Source organism: Kouleothrix sp. (genome assembly GCF_046328425.1).
In the GTDB taxonomy this organism is placed as follows: Bacteria; Chloroflexota; Chloroflexia; order Chloroflexales; family Roseiflexaceae; genus Kouleothrix.
The window spans coordinates 1-17596 of record NZ_JAXLWP010000042.1 but is presented as its reverse complement, the minus strand read 5'-3'; the positions used below and the strand labels follow the sequence as shown (position 1 = coordinate 17596).

The following is a 17596-nucleotide window of genomic DNA, read 5'->3' as shown; positions in this document are numbered from 1 at the left end:
GCCCCGCACCCCACACCAGGCGAAACGAAAATGCGGCGCGAAGCGCCCCCCCACCAGGCGAAAGAAAGGGCGGCGAAGCCGCCCCGCACCCCAAGACCAGGCGAGTAGTAGAGGGCCTCGGCATCACGAGGCGGTTTCGCGCTCGGCCAGCGCCTCAAGCCAGGCGGCGGGTGGCGTGGCGACCCAATCGCGTAGGAACACGCCGTAGGAATGGCCGCCCACCGGGAAATCAGCGCTAGGGATGCGCTGGAACAGCACCTGTGACGCGGCGGGCAGCCAGCTGTCGGCGTTCTTCCAGACGTGGAATGAGTAGGCCAGGCCGGGGGCCGTGAGCACATAGCGCAGCGCCGAGACGAAGATCATGCCCTGGGTGGGAGAAATGCCCTGGTACGCCTCGCTGTCCATCCAGAAGCGGTCGATCGCGATGAACTGGCCCGGCTGAAGCGGCGGCAGCGTGTCGGCGTAGCGCCAGAGCGCCTGGGCGCACGGGTCGAACTCGCTGGCGGCGCGATCTTCGGGGCGCAGCGCCAGGAAGCAGTTGAAGCCGGTGACATTGCCGGCGCCATCGCGAAACACCGTCACGCCCTCGGGCTGGCGCGCAAACCAGCGCGCCGCCAGCGCAGCCGACTCATCGCCCTCGTGGCGGCGCACCATCTCGATCAGCGTGGGCCAGTCGGCGGCGCGCGGCGTATCTTCGACCAGGCCGGCGATATCGTTCCAGGTAAAGGTCGAGCGGATCAGCGGGTTGTCGTGGAGGTAGATCAGGTCGAGCAGCGCAAGGTACTGCTCGTGCGCGCGGGAGCGTTCGAACTCGGCCATGTAGAAGTTGCGGGCGCGGCGGTGCAGCTCGTGGTGCCAGGGCGGGTTGCGCCATTTGAGGTCGGCGGCCAGCGCCTCGCGCGCCAGATCGTGCGGGAAGATGCCGCGCGGCCCGGCCGAGATAAACGACAGCCCGCGCAGCCAGTCGAACAGCTCGCGCGCCTCGGGCGAGCCAAGCATGGCGGCCAGCAGCGGCTCGCCCATCACGCGCACCTGCGAGCAGGCTTCGAGCGCGGCGCGGTGGGCCACGCTGGGCACGCTGGCCACAAAGCGCTCGAGCAGCACGCGCACAATATCGGGCGTAGCCGTGCCATCGAAGCTGTAGCCAGGGCGCTGGATCAGCACCTCGACCGCGAGCGACAGCGCCAGTGGGTAGCCGCGCGTGAAGCGCAGCACCGGCTCGCGCTGCTCGGGCGGGATATTGCGGCGCTGCAGGTAGTCTTCGGCCTCGGCTTCGCTCAGGTTGCCGAGCGGCACCACCTGGGTGATCTCCTGCCAGCCAGGGTCGACGCGCCAGCTTGCGGCGGGCGGGTTGCGCCCGGCCAGCACCACCAGCGCCTGCTCGGGGATCTGCGGCAGAAACTGGTCGCGCAGCCAGCTATCGAGCGGGGTGAGCACCTCGTAAGTGTCGATCAGCAGCACGTGGCGCTGGGGCAGCGCCTCGAGCGGGCTGTCGGTGCCGAGGGTTTCGCGCAGCGCGTTGAGAAAGCCATCGGGCGTCGGCTGGACATTCCGGCCGTCGATCAGCCAGGCTGGCACATTCGCCTCGGCGCACAGGCGTGAGAACTCGCTCAGCAGCGTGCTTTTGCCAACGCCGCCAGGCCCATAGACGTGCAGCACCACAAAGGGCGGCTGCTCGTCGGCCAGGGCGGCGGCGAAGGTAGCCAGCTCGCCGGTGCGGCCCACGAAGCTGCGCCGGCGTGCCGAGGCCAGGCGCGCGCCGAGCCGTGAGCCTGGCACCACCGCCGAGGGTGCTGGCCGGGCGGGCGGGGCCGCGGTGGCCGGGCGGCCGGCGCGCTCAAGCGTGCCGTCGGCGATCGCCTGGTAGAGCGCGGTCGTCTCGGGGTCGGGCTCGACGCCCAGCTCGCGGTCGAGCACATCGCGGCAGATGCGGAACTGCGCCAGCGCAGCCGCCCGGTCGCCGGCCTGGTAGTGCAGGCGCATCAGCGCGCGGTGAAAGCGCTCTTGCAGCGGGTCGGCGTTCATGGCGTTGCGGGCGTGCACCAGCGCGCGATCCCAGCTCCCGCTCTGGGCATACGCCTCGATCAGCTGGTCGATCAGGTTGAGCCAGCGCTGCTGCCAGCGCTCGCGCTCGAGCCGCAGCCACTCATCGTAGGTGGCGCTATCGCGCACGCTGAAGCCGTCGAGGAAGGTGCCGCGGTACAGGCCGGCGGCCATTTCGAGCTGGTCGGTGCGGCGCGCGGCGGCGCCGGCCTGGGCGGGCTGCGCGGCGGCCTGGAAGCCGTGCAGGTCGACCCAGACGTCGGGGGTGGCCAGCCAGGCCAGCGTATCGCCCTCGGTGCGTAGCGGGAACAGCGGCAGGGCCTGGCGCAGCCGGGTGAGCGCGGTGCTGAGGCTGTTGCGGCCCTCGCGCTCGGAGCTATCTTCCCACAGCAGTGCGATGATCTGGCCGCGCGAGAAGCTGCGCTCGGATTCGGCGGCAAGGTAGAAGAGCAGCGCCTGGGCTTTTTGCGACGGCAGGTACAGTTCACGGGCGTCGTCGGCAAGCGACGGTGCGCCGAGTAAACGCAGCCTGAGCATGGCGGCAGCCTCCTTTGCGCGTGTGGGGCAGCGCGGACGCGGCTGGTATAAAGCGACGTTTTCAGATTTACAATTATAACATATTGCAGGCCCGCGCCAGGGTACCGTCAAGCCTGGCGCTCTTTGCCCCTGCCGAGCGCGCGCGAGGGGATTATTTTGGCGTCGTGGTGCGGCCGCAGAGCGGCCGCAGCTATAAGGGGGCTTCGGAGAATCTTGCACGGGCCTTGTAGCGGCGCTGCCTAGAGGCTGATCAGCTTCTGGCGCACGGCGATGCTGACTGCTTCGGTGCGGTTGGTGGCGCCAAGCTTGCCGAGGATATTCTGGACGTGGACTTTGGCTGTGCGCGGGGCGATCGACAGGAGCGCGGCGATCTCGCTGTTGCTGCGGCCCTGGCCCATGAGCGTGAGCACTTCGAGCTCGCGCGGCGTGAGCGCCTCGGGGCCGCCCGAGCTGACACCCACCACCAGGCGCGCCGCCACCGCCGGCGCGAGCAGTGTCTGGCCGGCGTGGACGCTACGGATCGCGGCCAGCAGGTCGTCGACCGAGGCGTCTTTGAGCAGGTAGCCCTGGGCGCCGGCGCGCAGCGCCTTGAAGATGAACTCGTCGGTGGCGTAGGTGGTGAGCACGAGGATGTGCGCGTCGGGCGAGTGCTCGCGGATGCGGCGCGTGGCCTCGGGGCCATCGACCACCGGCATCTGCAGATCCATCAGCACGACGTCGGGGCGCAAGCGCGCGAACAGCTCGAGCGCCTCCTGGCCATTGGCCGCCTCGCCGACGATGGCGATCTCGGGTTCGTCTTCGAGCACGGCGCGCAGCCCCTCGCGCACAATGCGCTGGTCTTCGACGATCAGAATTTTGATCGGTGTCATACGCTCTCAGCTTTCGGTGGCGCGGGCAGCGGAATGGTGAGCTCGACGATCGTTCCGGCGCCAGGGGCGCTCTCGACGCGCAGCGTGCCGCCGGCCAGCCGGGCGCGCTCGCGCAGGCTTAGTAGCCCGAAGCCGCCGCTGCCATTCGGGCGGGCGAGCTCGCCTGGGGCAAAGCCCGCGCCGTCGTCGCGCACGGCCACGCGCAGCGCGCCGCCCTCGACATCCGACGCGACGCTCACCACGCTGGCGTGGGCGTGCTTCTCGACATTTTGTAGCGCCTCTTGCACCACGCGCAGCACCTGGGTAGCGGCAGCGTGGCCAAGCCGGGGCGCGGCGCCGGTATGGCTGTAGCTCGCAGCCAGGCCGCTGCGCTCGGCGAAACGCGCGGCGAGGTCGGCCAGCGCCTGGCCAAGCTCAGCGCCATCCACCAGCGGCGCCGCAAGCGTCCAGACGCTGCGCCGCACATCTTCGAGCGACTCGCGGGCCAGCTCGTGGGCGCGGGTGATCCGCGCGCGGGCGCGCGCCGGGTCGCGATCGAAGCCGCGCTGCGCGGCCTCGAGCTGCATCGTGACGGCTGTAAGGCCCTGCGCGATCGTATCGTGCAGCTCGCGGGCGAGCCGGTTGCGCTCGGCCAGCGTCGCCGAGAGGCGCGCCTGGTCGTACAGGCGCGCGTTTTCGATCGCCACAGCGGCGGCGTTAGCGAACGGCTGGAGCAGCCGGGCGTCGGCGTCGGCGAAGGGCGACTCGGGGCGGTCGCGCAGCTCGAGCGCGCCGATCGTGCTGCCCTTCGACACCAGCGGCAGCACCAGGCCGCGCTCGCTCACGATCGGCGCCATGTTCGCCAGCGTGGCCTGGCCCCACAGCTCGCTGGCGGTGAGCGCCGGATGGTCGGGCTGCGAAGGCACGGCGGCCGCCAGGCTGAGGTCGTCGTCGTCGGGCAGATCGCGCAGCCAGACGCGCGCCTGACTGGCGCGGGCCAGCGCGCGCCCGGCGGCGGCCACCTGCTCGAGCACCGTGGCCAGGTCGAGGTCGCGCGTCAGCGTCGCGGTGATCTCGGCCAGCTGGGCCAGGTAGTCGCGCTGCTGCGCCAGGTCGTGGGCCAGGCGGCTGGCGCGCCGGCGCGCGGCGGCCTGCTGCAACGACAGATGCACAAACGCATAGGTGAATGTCATAAACGTGCCATAGCCGAATGTTGGGAACAGAAACGCGATCAGCTCGTGCTCGCCGCTCAGCCAGATTCCCAGGTTCATCATGCCCAGCAGCCAGAGGCCGGTCAGCAGCACGCGGCCGGCCGGGTAGGCCAGCGCGGCGTAGATCAGCGGCAGAATGAAGATCAGCGGCTGCAAGAACGATTCGCGCATCTGCGACTGTATCGCCAGGCACACCAGGCTCAGCAGCAGCAGGAATGCCCAGAGCCGGCGCCAGATCCACAGCGAGAGCGCCGAGCGGATGTCGATCAGCAGCAGCAGCGCGAGGTAGGCCAGCACCAGCAGCGTATACAGCGCCGGGCGGAGCGCCAGCCTGCCGCTGAGCAGCGAGAGCGTCAGCAGCAGCGCCGAGGGCAGGGCGCTGCTGAGAAAGCCTGCCCACATCACTAGGCGGCCAACGTCGATGTCTTCGAGGTTCGGCGGCCGGGTGAAGGCTTCGGCGAGCCTGCGGGTGTGTGTTGGCGTTGCCATGCTTTGTGCGGTTGTGGCGCGCCGCAAGGTTCGCCGGCGGCGCGCCAGAGTACTGTCACGGGTGCGGGTGCGAGCCGCGAATGCCGCTCATGTGCGCGGGCCACCGGCGCGGCGTGCGCGGCGGCTCGTGCCCGGCGTGCTAGGCCGGATCGCCCTGGGAAGGGATCGGCACCACTGCCAGCGTGCAGCGCGAGACGCACACCAGCTTGTCGTCGTCGTCGACGATGCGGATATCCCAGATCTGGGTTGTCTGGCCGACGTGCAGCGGCGTGCCGATCGCCTTAAGCGTGCCGGAGCGGCGCGGGCGCACGTGGTTGGCGTTGATCTCGAGACCGAACACGACCTTGCCGGGCGGGGCGTTCAGCATTCCGCCAACGCTAGCGACCGACTCAGCCAGCGCCACCGAGGCGCCGCCGTGCAGGTAGCCGAACGGCTGCTGGTGCGCTGGCGTCACCGGCATGGTGGCCACTATGCGCTCGGGTGTGGCCTCGGGGAACTCAATGCCCAGCGTTTTGCCGAGCCAGTCGCGATCGAGCATCGCGGCGCTGATGTGTGACATGGGTGCCTCCGCCTCTTGCGCGCGGCCAAACCAGCTAGCCGGCGGTGGCATCATTATACCGCCTCAGGCGTGCGACAGCGCGGCGCCAGCAGCGCGCCGGCCAGCCAGCGCGCGCGCCGCCAGGTACAGCAGGAAGCCTACCGGCCCCAGCATCAGCACGCACAGCAGCACTGGCGCCATGATCCAGGCGCTCACGCCGCGCTCGCGGCTATCGAGGTAGGCCCAGCGCCCCACGAACAGGTCAAAGGCCAGGAAGTGCGCCCAGGCGATTGTGGCGCCGGCGGGCGTGCCCAGCAGCGCGGCCACACCGGCCAGCGTGGGGTTGGCCAGGGCGGGCAGAAGCTCGGCCAGGCGCGGCAGCACCAGCACCAGGTAGAGCAGGGCCGGCGCGGCCGACACCAGCGGCGAGCGCATGATGCGCTCGGTGGCGCGCCAGCGCGGCAGGGTGATCATCAGCAGCCAGAATGGCAGCACCAGCAAGTTGCTGAGCGAAAAGATCGTTTCCAAGGTCTACTCCTGTTCTTCGCGGATCAGCGCCAGCCCGGCGACGATCAGCAGCAGCGCGAGGCCGGCCATGAGCGGCGTGCGCAGGCTCTGGAGCGCGCCTGCCACTGCCGCAGCCGCGGCCAGGTAGAGCGGCGCGAGCCACTTCGCCAGCGCGATCAGCGGCCAGATCATCCAGCAGATCCACCACGGGAAGTGCGCGCGCCCCTGGCGCTCGGCCGCCCACGCGGCGCCGGCGCGCTGGCCATGGTTGCTATGCGAATGGCACATTGCCTGTTCCTTTCTGTTGAAGCGTTTAGAGCGATCATCGGCGTAGAGCACAAACCGCTCACAATTCCGCCGAAGGCTGAGCGCGCCAGCTGCGTAAACCCTGGAAGCTATTGCAACGGAGCGCAGCGCCGGAGCCAGGCGAACGCGGGGCAGCGCCCCGCGCTCGCCTGGCTGATCAGGCCGCCTCGCGTGCCCTGCCCAGGCCGATCGCCGCGCCAGCCGCCAGCAGCGTGCCGGCCAGCCATGCGCCAGCCGCCGCCAGGGTGGCTGCGTCGGGGGCCAGCAGCGGCTGGCCGCGCAGCGCTTGCCACGTCACCAGCGCCATCAGCCCTAGGTAGCTCAGGCCGGCGATCAGCACCAGCGCCAGCCGCCGGCGGTCGCTCAGGCGCAGGGGCCAGCCGCGCGCCAGCAGCAGGCCGATGATCGGCAGCACCTGGAGCGCGTGCAGGCCGATGAAATGGCCGATCCGCAGGTCGCCGCCGATCGTGCTCCAGCCGGTGATCGGCATGCCCGGGCCGCCGTCGGCCACGCCGACGCTGTGCGCGCCGATGATCGGCAGCCCCTGGCCGGCCTTTGCCGCCGCGAGCTGCGCCGCAGTTGGCATGGTCATCAGCGCGCCCAGCGCGGCGCCCACCAGCGTGAGCAGCAGGCCCAGCCGCAGCGACCACGCGAAGGCCCGGTCGGGTAGGCGCTGGAACAGCAGCAGGATCGCGGCGACCAGGTTCATCAGCCAGATCACCAGCACAAACGAGCCCATGAAGTTAAACATCACGCCGTCGAAGGCCGTGCTGAAGTTGAAGTGGCTGGTGGTGCCGCGCAGCACCTGCGTGATGATCACCACCGTCTCGATAAAGAACGCCAGCAGCGAGACATACGACACCAGGCCGATCCAGAAGCGCCGGCCCTGCACAAACGACAGGATCCACAGCAGCGTGAACGAGTACATCGCGATCGAGATCGAGAACTTCAGCGGCTTGAGCCAGGCCGGCGCGCCGGCGATCACGCGCGGGTCGAAGAGCACCCCGGCGATGCTGGCGATCAGCGAGATTAGCATCAGCACGCCCAGCAGCGTGAGCGCGCGGTTGGCGGCATAGGCGCGGCGCAGCGCCGCGATCGGGTTGCGCAGCCCGCCGGCGCGCGGCAGCTGCGTGGCGATCGGTTGAGCGGATGGTCGTAGCATTGGGTTCCTCACTTGCCGTATATGTGGTCGGTTGCTGGGGCTATGGTAGCGCGCGCGGCCGCCGGGGGCATCGGCTTTCGAGGCTATCTTGCGCGGGCGGATGGACGAGCGGCGCGCTAGTTATTTCGGACTATGGCAGAGCGGAGAGCGGTGGAGCGGAGAGCGAGGGGGCGGTACGGGTGTGACGATACATGTCGCACGTATGTGCTATGCTGGTGGCACACCACTCGCCCGGCAAACAAGCGTTTTAGCGCATACTGATGGGGGAAACGAGTATGGCGTACCGAGGAATGACCGAGGAAGAGATTGCGGCGTTTGTGCACGAGTTCCGCGCGTTTCAGCTGTGGCGCGAGTTTGTGAGCTACGCCCGCGACATCTACGGCGCCGCGGCCGAGCGCGTCGAGGTGACGACAGCAGCCGAGCGGAATGTTGGCTGCAGCTACCTGGTGATCGACCTGATCGGCGTCTACGACGCGCGCCGCCGCCCGCTCGAGCCCGACTTTACCACCGCGTGGTGGCAGGCGATGTTTCGCGAGTGCTTCCCCGACGATGAGCTGTGCGACGAGGACGCGCACGAAGATTGGATCGAGGCCATGATCGGCGAGCGCCGCGCCGGGCTGGTGGTGCCCGCCGGCGGCTTCGACGTGTTTCTGGCCAGCCGGCCGCCGCGCCGCCGCTTCACCGCGCTGTTTGTCGATGAGCTGCCGGCGCTGAGCGCCGTGCCGCCCTTCGCGCGGTGCGCCCAGCCGGCGCGAGCCTAGCCTGCGGCGCGGCGGGCTGCGCTGCTGTGGCCCGGGGCGGCGCCTGGCGAAGCGGGGCGCACAGGCTGAAACCAGGCCGGCCTCGCTCGCTGTACCAAAACCGGCAGGTCGCTGGCTCTATGGTGAGGGTTCGGGGCGGCATTGCCGCCCGAACTTGCTTTGTGTAATGCCCTGCCCAGCCTTGCCGAGCAGGGCATTATACTAAATTCGCTTGATTACTTACACTTACTTTGGTGGGGGTTCGGGGGCGGCGAAGCCGCCCCTCATTCGTTTTCTTGTGCGGCGCCCGGTGCCGGGCGCCTGAAAACACAAGTAATCAACACGAGTTACGCGGTGTCCTCCCGCGTGGGAGGCTTGGAGGGCGCAAGCCCTCCAAAATTATCTCTTTTTGGCCGGTCGCGGCCACGGCCGTGGCCGCGACCGGCCAAAAGGAAGTTTTCGGGGGCGGCAAAGCCGCCGCCAAACCCCCACCGCGTAACTCGTGTAATCAAACGGAGTTGGTATCAAAAGGGGCTTGACAGATTTTGAAAGCCATGCAATAATTCTAAATGTATTAGATAAATCGAGAGTATATAGGCATGGGCAGCACACACCGGCGCGAGCGCCAGCGCGAGCAAACCCGCGACGAGATCAAAGCCACGGCGCGCCAGCAGATGGCCGAGAGCGGCAGCGCGGGGCTTTCGCTCAGCGCGGTGGCGCGCGCCATGGGCCTGAGCACGCCGTCGCTGTACTACTACTACGCCGACCGCGACGCGCTGCTGACGGCGCTGATCATCGACGCATTCGACGCGCTGGCGGCGGCGGTCGAGGCCGCAGTGGCACCGCTGCCGCCCGGCGCATACGCCAGCCGCATGCTTACCGCGCTGCTGGCCTACCGCGGCTGGGCGCTGGCCCACCCGGTCGATTTCCAGCTGATCTATGGCACGCCCGTGCCCGGCTACCACGCGCCGGCCGAGCAGACGGTGCCGGCGGTGCGACGCAGCGTGGCGGTGCTGCTCGAAACCTTGCAGGCGGCCTACACGGCCGGCGCGCTGCGGCCGCGCCCCGAGCACGAGCAGCTGCCGGCCGATCTGCGCTTCACGCTGATAACGACCACGGGCGAGGCCGTGGCCGCGCCAGTGGCGGTGATCGCGCTGGCCGGCTGGTCGCTGGTTCACGGCATGATCATGCTCGAGCTGTTTGGCCACCTGGGGCCGACGCTGAGCGACCCCGACGCGTTTTTCCGCCACCAGGTTGCCAGCTACCTCGCGGATGTGGGGCTGGTGGTGCCACCGAGCGCCTGACGTTACCGGAAGCTTGCGCGATCCGCCCGCGCCATGCCTGCGCGAGCGTGGCTTCGTGCTGTCGCAAAACCGCTACCCCGAGCCGATCAACAACGGAATTAAGAGGCGCGCTGCCGAAGTGCGAGCGTGCCAACAGCGTAAGCCCTGATTGTTCAGAAGGAGCAAGACCATGGAACCACAGCAGCTGCATGTTGTTTTTGGAACCGGCCCGCTCGGCAGCGCCACGGCGCGCGCGCTGCTGCGGCGCGGCCAGCGCGTGCGGATGGTCAACCGTAGCGGTGCAGCCGGCGCGGCCCCAGCCGGCGCCGAGGTGCGCCGCGCCGACGCCTACGACGCGGCCGCCGTGCGCGAGGCGTGCGCCGGCGCCACCGCCGCCTACCAGTGCGCCCAGCCAGCCTACCACCAGTGGCCCGAGCTGTTCCCGCGCCTGCAGGCCAGCATCATCGAGGGCGTGGCCGGCGCCGGCGCCAGGCTGGTGGTGGCCGAGAACCTGTATATGTACGGCGAGGTGAGCGGCCCGCTCGGCGAGAGCCTGCCGTTCAACGCCACCACGCGCAAGGGCGCGGTGCGCGCGCGCATGGCCGAGGCTGTGGCCGAGGCCCACCGCTCGGGCAAGCTGCGCACCACCGCCGCCCGAGGCTCGGATTTCTACGGGCCGGGCGTGCTCGAGTCGGCGCTAGGCGATCGGGTGTTCGCGCCGGCGCTGGCCGGCAAATCGGCCAGCGGCACCGGCAGCCTCGACGCGCCGCACTCGTTCACGTATATCGACGACTTTGGCGAGGCGCTGGCAGTGCTGGGCGAGCGCGACGAGGCGCTGGGCCGCGCCTGGCATGTGCCGAACGCCGCGCCGCTGACGCAGCGCCAGATCTTCGGCATGCTCTTCGACGAGCTGGGCCTGCCGCCCAAGTTCGGCAGCGTCGGCCGCACCATGATGCGCCTGGCCGGGCTGTTCATCGTGGGCGCGCGCGAGACAGTGGAGATGATGTACGAGTTCGAGCGGCCGTTTGTGGTGGACAGCAGCGCCTACGAGCGCGCGTTTGGCGGCCAGGCCACCGACCTGCGCGCGGGGCTGCGCGCCACGATCGCCTGGTATCGCGCCCACGCCGCCGCGCCCCATGGTACAATCGCCGGCACTGTTTCCAGTTAGCTTGCGAGGCTTCCTATGTACCTGGCAGCGAATACGCGCTACGACAGCATGCAGTACCGGCGCTGCGGCCGCAGCGGCCTGCGCCTGCCCGCGATCTCGCTCGGGCTGTGGCACAACTTCGGCGGCGTCGACCGGCTCGAGCAGTGCCGGGCGATACTGCGGCGGGCCTTCGACCTGGGCATCACGCACTTCGACCTTGCCAACAACTACGGCCCGCCGCCTGGCTCGGCCGAGGAAACCTTTGGCCAGCTGCTGCGCCAGGAGCTGCGGCCGTACCGCGACGAGCTGATCATCTCGACCAAGGCCGGCTACCTGATGTGGCCCGGCCCGTATGGCGAGTGGGGCTCGCGCAAATACCTGCTCGCCAGCCTGGATCAAAGCCTGCGGCGCATGGGGCTGGAGTACGTCGACATTTTCTACCACCACCGGCCCGACCCAAACACGCCGCTGGAGGAGACGATGGGCGCGCTCGACCAGGCGGTGCGCAGCGGCAAGGCGCTGTACGCCGGCATCTCGAACTACCAGCCCGAGCAGACGCGCCAGGCCGCTGCGATCCTGCGCGAGCTGGGCACGCCCTGCCTGATCCACCAGCCCAGCTACAGCATGTTCAACCGCTGGGTCGAGGATGGGCTGCTCGAGACGCTCGACGCCGAGGGCATCGGCGGGATCGTGTTTTCGCCGCTGGCGCAGGGCCTGCTGACCGATAAGTACCTTGGCGGCATCCCCGAGGGCTCGCGCGCCTCGAAGCCCCACGGCTTTCTGCGGCCCGAGCACGTGACCGATGAGAAGCTGGCGAAGGTGCAGCGCCTGAACGACCTGGCGCGCGGCCGCGGCCAGACGCTGGCACAGCTTGCGCTGGCCTGGGTGCTGCGCCACTCGGCCGTTACCTCGGCGCTTATCGGCGCCAGCCGCCCCGAGCAGATCGACGATGCGGCCGGCGCGATTGCCAACCTGCCGCTTGCCGCCGACGAGCTGCAGGCGATCGAGCAGATCCTGGCGGGGTAGCGCGCGTGGCGATCTCTTCACGCGGCGGGCACGATTCGGCACGCCGCGGCGGCCGTTCTCGGCTTATAGTAGAGCCAGCGGTGGGCGCCGGTCAATACCAGCCCGCCAGGCGCGGCGGGGCGAAGTGGCGGCCGGCCAACCCAGCGAGGAGGTGTGCGATGACCGAGAAACGAATCGATGAGCCGAGCGACCTGGCCGAGCCTGGGCACCTGGAGCGCGCGTATATCGAGCAGTACCTGCGCAGCCAGGGCCACACGCTCGCCAGCCTGGCAACCCTGCCGAAGCCGCAGGCCGAGCTGCTGATGCGCGCCGCGTCGCTGTACGCCTCCGCGCACCTGGCCGAGGTTGAAACGCGCTCGCACCTGGTCGAAGACATGCACGGCGGCACGGCGCCCATGTAGCTACTCCGGCACCTATGCTGTATGGTCGGGGTTCGGGGGCGGCGCAGCCGCCCCCGAATTTCTTTGTGTGTAGCCACGCCGGCATCTATGCTGTATGGCGGGGGGCGGGGGCGGCGCAGCCGCACCCGAATTTCTTTGTGTGATGCCCTAAACGGCGAAGCCGCGCAGGGCATCACACAAAGAGCGTGATCAAGCAGAGATGCTATAATCTAGCACTCCCGTGTGCATGGTCATCTTCCACTCGCCGCCGACGTTGGCGTACACCTTGCAGACGCGCCCGCACCAGTGCTGCTCGCGGCCCGCGCCGTCGCGCCAGAGTGTGTCGATATCGACAACCGCCAGCGCGCCGTCGCCCTCGTTCGAGATCGCGATCCGGCGTATGGCGCGGCGGTTGTGCACCAGCGCGTGAGTGTCGAACAGCGCCTGCCAGCCCGCGCGCCAGCGCTGCGCGTCGAAGCGGCCTAGCTCGAGCACCCACGTGAGCGGGTCGTGGTCGGCGGCGGTTGGCGGCCACGGCCAGACCATGTCGGGGTGAAATAGCGTCAGCAGCAGGTCGGCGTCCTGCGTGTCCCAGGCGCGCGTCTCGCGCCCGACGATCTCCTCGATCTGGCGATATGCCTCGTCCATCCGATCCACAATGCCTCCGTTGGCGTGGCGCTTGCCGTGCGGTACCTGCCGCAACTATACCACGGATGCTCGTGGCCGCGCCCACCCGATGCGCGAACATAGGCGGCGCGCGGCGACCTGCGCTTTTGGCCTGTTTCTTGCACGGCGCGTACGAGCGCCGGCGCTCGCAGTTGCGGAGATGCTGTGGACGAAATTCGCGTCACAAGCTGGAACGAGCTGAATGAGCAGCTCTACGCCAAATCATGGCAGGCGCAGATTGGGCGCTTCCGCTCGACCGAGGTGTTTCGCGGCATGCCCGACGCGTCGTTCGACCTGCTGACCAGCCTGATGCGGCTGGGGCCGGGGTTCGGGCAGCTCGAGCAGCACCTGCTGCGCACCTTCCGGCGCTACGCCCACCGCTACGCCTCGCCGTCGGACTCGGTGTGGAACTGGCTGGCGGTGGCGCAGCACCACGGCCTGCCCACGCGCATGCTCGACTGGACCTACTCGCCGCAGGTGGCGCTGCATTTCGCTAGCTACGACGCCTACGAGCACCACCGCGACGGCGTGATCTGGTGCGTCGACTACGTGGCCTCTAACCGGCTGCTGCCCGAGCGGCTGCGGGCGCTGCTGCGCGACGAGGGCGCCGATATGTTCACCGCCGAGATGCTTAACCGCGCCGCCGCAAGCCTCGCCGAGTTCGACCGGCTGGCCGCCGAGCCGTTTGTGGTGTTCTTCGAGCCGCCCTCGCTCGACGACCGGATCGTCAACCAGTTCGCGCTGTTCTCGCTGCTCTCGAGCAACGCCGTGCGGCTCGACCACTGGCTGGCGGCGCAGCCGGGCGTGGGGCGCAAGCTGGTGATCCCGGCCGAACTGCAGCGCGAGGTGCGCGACAAGCTCGACCAGGCGAATGTCACCGAGCGCGTGCTGTTCCCCGGCCTCGACGGGCTAAGCCGCTGGCTGGCGCGCTACTACCGCCCCAAAACCGGGTAGCCTCGCGAGGTTTCTGGAAGTTGGCGGAAATAGGTGCCGGTATTGGCGAGCGCGTGGTTGGATCATGCCTCAGGGCGCGCCGGCCGGTGTGGCCGTAGCCTGAGGCCTGCGCCACCGGCGCCGCAATCGCGCCGGCGCCAGTTCCGCCACCATACGGCCTTGCTTACACCAACTCCGTTTGATTACTTGTGTTTTCTTGTGCGGCGGGGGGCCCCGCCCGGGGCCCCCCCCCCACAAAACAAAAGGGGGGGGGGGGCGGGGGCGCCCCCCCCCCCCCCCCACCACACAGCTAGATTTGTTTTCCCATCCCGGCTCGGGGGACGGGTCGAAAGACTTCGCACGCGCCTTGCTCTGCGCCTACGCATAAAAATCGACATGGAAGCGCCGCTGGAAGCGCCGCAGCTCTTTGAGCACCGGGCGGCCGAGCGCGCCAATCAGCAGCACGTTCGTCAGCGCGCGCAGCGAATCCCAGGCCAGCGAGGTGGTGGCGTAGAACGCCCAGTAGCGCTGCAGCGTCGCGCCCAGGCCCAGGCCGGGCTGCCAGTACAGCGCGCCGGCGCCGATCAGCGGCCACGACCACAGGTTCATGAGCGCGCCGAACAGCAGGCCCCAGGCGTAGCCATACGCGCACAGCAGCAGCAGCTCGGCGCGCCCGCCCGGTGCGAGCCGGCGCGCCAGCGGCCGCAGCGCGCCGGCGCCCAGCCCCATCCAGCCCATCACAAACATCTGGAATGGCATCCACGGCCCTACGCCGCCGGTGAGCAGCGCCGACACCAGCAGCGACAGAGCGCCCAGCAGAAAGCCGAAGCGCGCGCCATACGCGTAGCCGGCCAGGATCACCAGAAAGAAAAACGTCGGCGCATCGCCGGGGCCGGCCGGCAGCCGCAGCACCGCGTTGATCGCCGTGAGCATCCCGAGCACCGCCACGGTCTTGGCGTTCAGCCGCCCGGCCGCTAGGTCGGCCACCAGCAGCGCCAGTAGCGCCGGCCCGAGCACCGCGAAGATCAGCGGCGCGTCGGCGGCGTGCGCGCTCTGCTCGTTGAGCGCCCGGCCCGCGAGAAAGAATGGGTAGAGAAACGCCGCCGCGCCGAATGCGCAGAGCAGCGCCAGCACCGCCGTGCTGGCCAGGCCAGGCCATTTGGATGCTCTTGGCTGTGTGATCATCGCGTCCCCCGTCTCTGAGCGGTTGAGTATACCATTATTTTGGGGCCGCGCGCGGTTGCATCGCGCAGATCTGCAGGGTATACTGGTGCCGAAGCCATGCGCTGGCAACGATCTTGCCGGCATGGCTGCCAGGGCTACCTGGCTGCCAAAATGGCACGCCTAAATTTACCTGCTCTTCATCTCCGCATAATACTTCGCGCGTATAGGTTGGCTATGGAAATCGAAGCGAAATTTCGGGTCGACGACGGCGGCGTGTTTCCGGCGCTGCTGGCGCTCGGCGCGCTCGGGCCGTTTCGCCTCGTGCCCGCGCCCGAGGTCGAGGATCAGCTGAATGTGTATTTCGATACCGCCGACCGGCGGCTGCGCCAGGCGCGCTATGGCCTGCGCGTGCGCCTGATCGGCCAGCGCCGCATCGCGACGCTGAAGGGCGCCGCTACCGTGCGCGATGGCATGTACGAGCGCGACGAGTGGGAGGCCGAGATCGGCCCGAGCGACGACCCGGCCGATTGGCCGGCGGGCGAGCTGCGCGATCGCGTGCTGGCGCTGCTGGGCGGCGCCCCGGTGGCGCCCGAGCTGTCGATGCGCACGCTGCGCCACCACGTCTACGCCGAGCGCGGCGGCGCGCGCGTGGCCGAGCTGAGCCTCGACGAGGGCGATATCAGCGCGGGCGGCCTGGCGCAGCATTTCCGCGAGCTTGAGGCCGAGCTGCTGCGCGATGGAACGCGCGCCGACCTCGACGAGCTGGTGGGGCTGCTGCGCGCGCGCTTTCCGCTGGCGCCCGAGAACCGCAGCAAGCTGGCGCGCGGCCTGGCGCTGCTCGACGAGGCCAACGCGCAGCACGGTGGATAGCCCGGCGGGCGGCAGGCTGCGCGCAAACCACGCTAACCCGGCCCGCGAACGCCCTATGGCCGGCCTGCCCTCGAACCGACTGGGCCAGGCGCTCGGCGAGCTGCTGGGTGCATCGCTCGAGGTGTACTCGAGCGGCGCGCGCTGGTGCGCCCTCGACCGCGCGGCGAGCTAGGCCCTTGAGAAAGGGAACTATGACTATGACCGAAACCCTGGCGAGCGAGCTGATCCCCCTGCCGCGCGCCGCCGCCTCGGAACTGGCGCTGGCGCTGTTCGACGCTACTGCCGAGGCGCACAAGCTTGGCGCGCGGGCGCGCACGCTGCTGTGGCTCGCCGCCGAGGCCGCCCAGCGGGCCGGGCAGCTCGCCGATGCGCGCGGCGAGCGGCTGGGCCGCGACATGGTGCTGGCTGCGCGGCTGCCGCATCTCGACGCCGAGCAGCAGGCGATCGTCGCCGGGGTTGTGGCCCTGCAGCGCGAAAAGCCCCGCCCCAACCGCGAGTCGGTGCTGGTGTGGCTGGGCGAGAAAGGTCAGCGCAGCGCGCTGGCGCTCGCGGCGATTGTGCGCCTCGCGCGCGGGCTTGCCGGGCTGCCGGCCTCGCTGTTCGTGGCCGCCGAGGGCGATGCCACCGTGCTGCTGGCCGGCGGCGAGGCGCCCGCGCAGGCGCTTGCGGCGGCCGAGCAGGCCGCCGGGCTGTGGCGCGACGCGATCGGGCCGCTGGTGGCGCGCCTGGCCGATGCCGCCAGCCCTGCCGATGCTCGCTCGCCGGCTGCGCCCGCGCCGCTCTGGCTCGCGGCCGAGCGCGACGGCATACTGGCGGCCATTCGCCCGCTCAGCGCCGACCTTGGCGCCGAGCCGGTGGCCGAGTCGTCGCGCCGCGCGCTGCGCCGCTTCTTCGATAAACTGCTGGCGCGCGAAGAGGCGGTGCTGAAAGACGAGGACCCGGAAGACGTGCACCAGATGCGCGTGGCTACCCGGCGGCTGCGCGCCGCGCTTCAGACGCTTGCGGGCGTGTACGAGCCCGACCTGATCCGCCGCTACCGCAAGGGCCTGCGCCGGATCGCCCAGTCGCTCGGTGTGGTGCGCGACGCCGACGTGTTTCTCGAGCATCTCGATGCGCAGAGCGCCGCACTTGGCCCGCTGCTGGCGGCAGTGCGCGCCGAGCGCGCGCACGCGCGCGCCGCCCTGCTGGCCGATCTCGAGTCGCGGCGCTACCGCAAGTTCAAGCGCGAGTTCGCCGAGTTTCTCAGTACGCCCGGCGCCGGCGTGCTGCCGCCGCCCGAGCCCGGCGTGAACCAGCGCGTGCGCGATTTCGCCGGCTCGGCGATCTGGCGGCGCTACGAGCTGTGGCGCGCGTATGAGGGTGCCCTGCACGGCGCCTCCGACGAGACGCTGCACCAGGCGCGGATTGCCGGTAAGCGCTTCCGCTACACGCTCGAGTTCTTCGCCGAGCCGCTCGGCCCGCGCGTCGAGCAGGTGCTCGAGCCGCTGATCGCGCTGCAGGAATGCCTTGGCTCGCTGCAGGATATTGTCACCGCCCGCGCGCACGTCGCCGCGCTGGGCCTGGCCGGCGAGCCCGGCGCCCAGGCGTACCTGGCCGAGCGTGCCGCCGATCGCACCGCGCTGCTGGCCGAGCTGTCCAGGCTGTGGGATAAAGTCGATAGCGCAACCTATCGCCGGCACTTGTTCGAGCTGATCGTGAAGGTCTAGCGCCTGCGGCGAGCGCCGCCCAAATCTGGTTGCTCGCGTG

The 17596-nt window shown here is 69.8% G+C and carries 18 protein-coding genes; 9 read left to right on the top strand and 9 right to left on the bottom strand.

Annotation, left to right across the window (positions count from 1 at the left end; all coding sequences use genetic code 11):
- Positions 1–123: 123 nt before the first annotated feature.
- The 7 genes from U0177_RS27100 to U0177_RS27070 form a co-directional block, all read right to left on the bottom strand.
- Positions 124–2580 (bottom strand): BTAD domain-containing putative transcriptional regulator, encoded by a 2457-nt coding sequence (locus U0177_RS27100; RefSeq protein WP_409573808.1) that lies wholly within the window; start codon positions 2578–2580, stop codon positions 124–126.
- 239 nt (positions 2581–2819) lie between these two features.
- Positions 2820–3449 carry a response regulator gene (locus U0177_RS27095; protein ID WP_409573807.1) on the bottom strand — a complete coding sequence of 210 codons (630 nt, stop codon included), beginning with the start codon at positions 3447–3449 and terminating at the stop codon, positions 2820–2822.
- A complete protein-coding gene (locus tag U0177_RS27090; RefSeq protein WP_409573806.1) occupies positions 3446–5128 on the bottom strand; it encodes a GAF domain-containing sensor histidine kinase in 1683 nt (560 codons plus the stop codon). The genes U0177_RS27095 and U0177_RS27090 overlap by 4 nt, the downstream gene beginning before the upstream one ends.
- Before the next feature lie 139 nt (positions 5129–5267).
- Complete coding sequence (locus tag U0177_RS27085) at positions 5268–5687, bottom strand: hotdog fold thioesterase (RefSeq protein ID WP_409573805.1); 420 nt, start codon at positions 5685–5687, stop codon at positions 5268–5270.
- Positions 5688–5750: 63 nt separating this feature from the next.
- Complete coding sequence (locus U0177_RS27080; RefSeq protein WP_409573804.1) at positions 5751–6194, bottom strand: ABA4-like family protein; 444 nt, start codon at positions 6192–6194, stop codon at positions 5751–5753.
- Positions 6195–6197: 3 nt separating this feature from the next.
- The gene (locus U0177_RS27075; RefSeq protein ID WP_409573803.1) at positions 6198–6461 is read right to left on the bottom strand and encodes a hypothetical protein; all 264 of its coding nucleotides are present in this window, start codon (positions 6459–6461) and stop codon (positions 6198–6200) included.
- A gap of 175 nt (positions 6462–6636) precedes the next feature.
- Positions 6637–7641 carry a hypothetical protein gene (locus tag U0177_RS27070; RefSeq protein WP_409573802.1) on the bottom strand — a complete coding sequence of 335 codons (1005 nt, stop codon included), beginning with the start codon at positions 7639–7641 and terminating at the stop codon, positions 6637–6639.
- A 275-nt stretch (positions 7642–7916) separates the two neighbouring features.
- Between U0177_RS27070 and U0177_RS27065 the strand changes: the two genes are divergently transcribed.
- From U0177_RS27065 to U0177_RS27045, 5 genes are all read left to right on the top strand, one after another.
- On the top strand, positions 7917–8402 hold the full coding sequence (locus tag U0177_RS27065) for a hypothetical protein (protein WP_409573801.1): 486 nt from the start codon (positions 7917–7919) through the stop codon (positions 8400–8402).
- 578 nt (positions 8403–8980) lie between these two features.
- Complete coding sequence (locus U0177_RS27060) at positions 8981–9685, top strand: TetR/AcrR family transcriptional regulator (RefSeq protein ID WP_409573800.1); 705 nt, start codon at positions 8981–8983, stop codon at positions 9683–9685.
- A gap of 169 nt (positions 9686–9854) precedes the next feature.
- On the top strand, positions 9855–10832 hold the full coding sequence (locus tag U0177_RS27055; RefSeq protein ID WP_409573799.1) for an NAD-dependent epimerase/dehydratase family protein: 978 nt from the start codon (positions 9855–9857) through the stop codon (positions 10830–10832).
- Positions 10833–10847: 15 nt separating this feature from the next.
- Entirely contained in the window at positions 10848–11837 is a 990-nt protein-coding gene (mgrA, locus tag U0177_RS27050; protein WP_409573798.1) for an L-glyceraldehyde 3-phosphate reductase, read from the top strand.
- A gap of 158 nt (positions 11838–11995) precedes the next feature.
- Complete coding sequence (locus U0177_RS27045; RefSeq protein WP_409573797.1) at positions 11996–12238, top strand: hypothetical protein; 243 nt, start codon at positions 11996–11998, stop codon at positions 12236–12238.
- Between the two features lie 189 nt (positions 12239–12427).
- Here the strand turns inward: U0177_RS27045 and U0177_RS27040 are convergent, their stop codons facing one another.
- A complete protein-coding gene (locus tag U0177_RS27040) occupies positions 12428–12865 on the bottom strand; it encodes a nuclear transport factor 2 family protein (protein ID WP_409573838.1) in 438 nt (145 codons plus the stop codon).
- 183 nt (positions 12866–13048) lie between these two features.
- Between U0177_RS27040 and U0177_RS27035 the strand changes: the two genes are divergently transcribed.
- Entirely contained in the window at positions 13049–13837 is a 789-nt protein-coding gene (locus U0177_RS27035) for an FRG domain-containing protein (RefSeq protein WP_409573796.1), read from the top strand.
- Between the two features lie 357 nt (positions 13838–14194).
- On the opposite strand, the gene U0177_RS27030 is transcribed toward U0177_RS27035, so the two are convergent.
- The gene (locus U0177_RS27030; protein ID WP_409573795.1) at positions 14195–15001 is read right to left on the bottom strand and encodes an ECF transporter S component; all 807 of its coding nucleotides are present in this window, start codon (positions 14999–15001) and stop codon (positions 14195–14197) included.
- Positions 15002–15214: 213 nt separating this feature from the next.
- Between U0177_RS27030 and U0177_RS27025 the strand changes: the two genes are divergently transcribed.
- From U0177_RS27025 to U0177_RS27015, 3 genes are read left to right on the top strand one after another with little or no spacing between them, the layout of a single operon-like run.
- Positions 15215–15850: an inorganic triphosphatase gene (locus U0177_RS27025; RefSeq protein ID WP_409573794.1), complete on the top strand. Its 636-nt coding sequence runs from the start codon at positions 15215–15217 to the stop codon at positions 15848–15850.
- Positions 15843–16022: a hypothetical protein gene (locus U0177_RS27020; protein WP_409573793.1), complete on the top strand. Its 180-nt coding sequence runs from the start codon at positions 15843–15845 to the stop codon at positions 16020–16022. Before U0177_RS27025 ends, U0177_RS27020 begins: the two co-directional genes overlap by 8 nt.
- A 25-nt stretch (positions 16023–16047) precedes the next feature.
- Entirely contained in the window at positions 16048–17556 is a 1509-nt protein-coding gene (locus U0177_RS27015) for a CHAD domain-containing protein (RefSeq protein WP_409573792.1), read from the top strand.
- The last annotated feature ends 40 nt before the right edge of the window (positions 17557–17596 follow it).

Coding starts and splice junctions, on each gene's coding strand:
- U0177_RS27095 (WP_409573807.1), bottom strand. CDS start 3,449: ATGACACCGATCAAAATTCTGATCGTCGAAGACCAGCGCATTGTGCGC.
- U0177_RS27065 (WP_409573801.1), top strand. CDS start 7,917: ATGGCGTACCGAGGAATGACCGAGGAAGAGATTGCGGCGTTTGTGCAC.
- U0177_RS27045 (WP_409573797.1), top strand. CDS start 11,996: ATGACCGAGAAACGAATCGATGAGCCGAGCGACCTGGCCGAGCCTGGG.
- U0177_RS27055 (WP_409573799.1), top strand. CDS start 9,855: ATGGAACCACAGCAGCTGCATGTTGTTTTTGGAACCGGCCCGCTCGGC.
- U0177_RS27085 (WP_409573805.1), bottom strand. CDS start 5,687: ATGTCACACATCAGCGCCGCGATGCTCGATCGCGACTGGCTCGGCAAA.
- U0177_RS27100 (WP_409573808.1), bottom strand. CDS start 2,580: ATGCTCAGGCTGCGTTTACTCGGCGCACCGTCGCTTGCCGACGACGCC.
- mgrA (WP_409573798.1), top strand. CDS start 10,848: ATGTACCTGGCAGCGAATACGCGCTACGACAGCATGCAGTACCGGCGC.
- U0177_RS27030 (WP_409573795.1), bottom strand. CDS start 15,001: ATGATCACACAGCCAAGAGCATCCAAATGGCCTGGCCTGGCCAGCACG.
- U0177_RS27070 (WP_409573802.1), bottom strand. CDS start 7,641: ATGCTACGACCATCCGCTCAACCGATCGCCACGCAGCTGCCGCGCGCC.
- U0177_RS27090 (WP_409573806.1), bottom strand. CDS start 5,128: ATGGCAACGCCAACACACACCCGCAGGCTCGCCGAAGCCTTCACCCGG.
- U0177_RS27015 (WP_409573792.1), top strand. CDS start 16,048: ATGACCGAAACCCTGGCGAGCGAGCTGATCCCCCTGCCGCGCGCCGCC.
- U0177_RS27040 (WP_409573838.1), bottom strand. CDS start 12,865: ATGGACGAGGCATATCGCCAGATCGAGGAGATCGTCGGGCGCGAGACG.
- U0177_RS27075 (WP_409573803.1), bottom strand. CDS start 6,461: ATGTGCCATTCGCATAGCAACCATGGCCAGCGCGCCGGCGCCGCGTGG.
- U0177_RS27025 (WP_409573794.1), top strand. CDS start 15,215: ATGGAAATCGAAGCGAAATTTCGGGTCGACGACGGCGGCGTGTTTCCG.
- U0177_RS27060 (WP_409573800.1), top strand. CDS start 8,981: ATGGGCAGCACACACCGGCGCGAGCGCCAGCGCGAGCAAACCCGCGAC.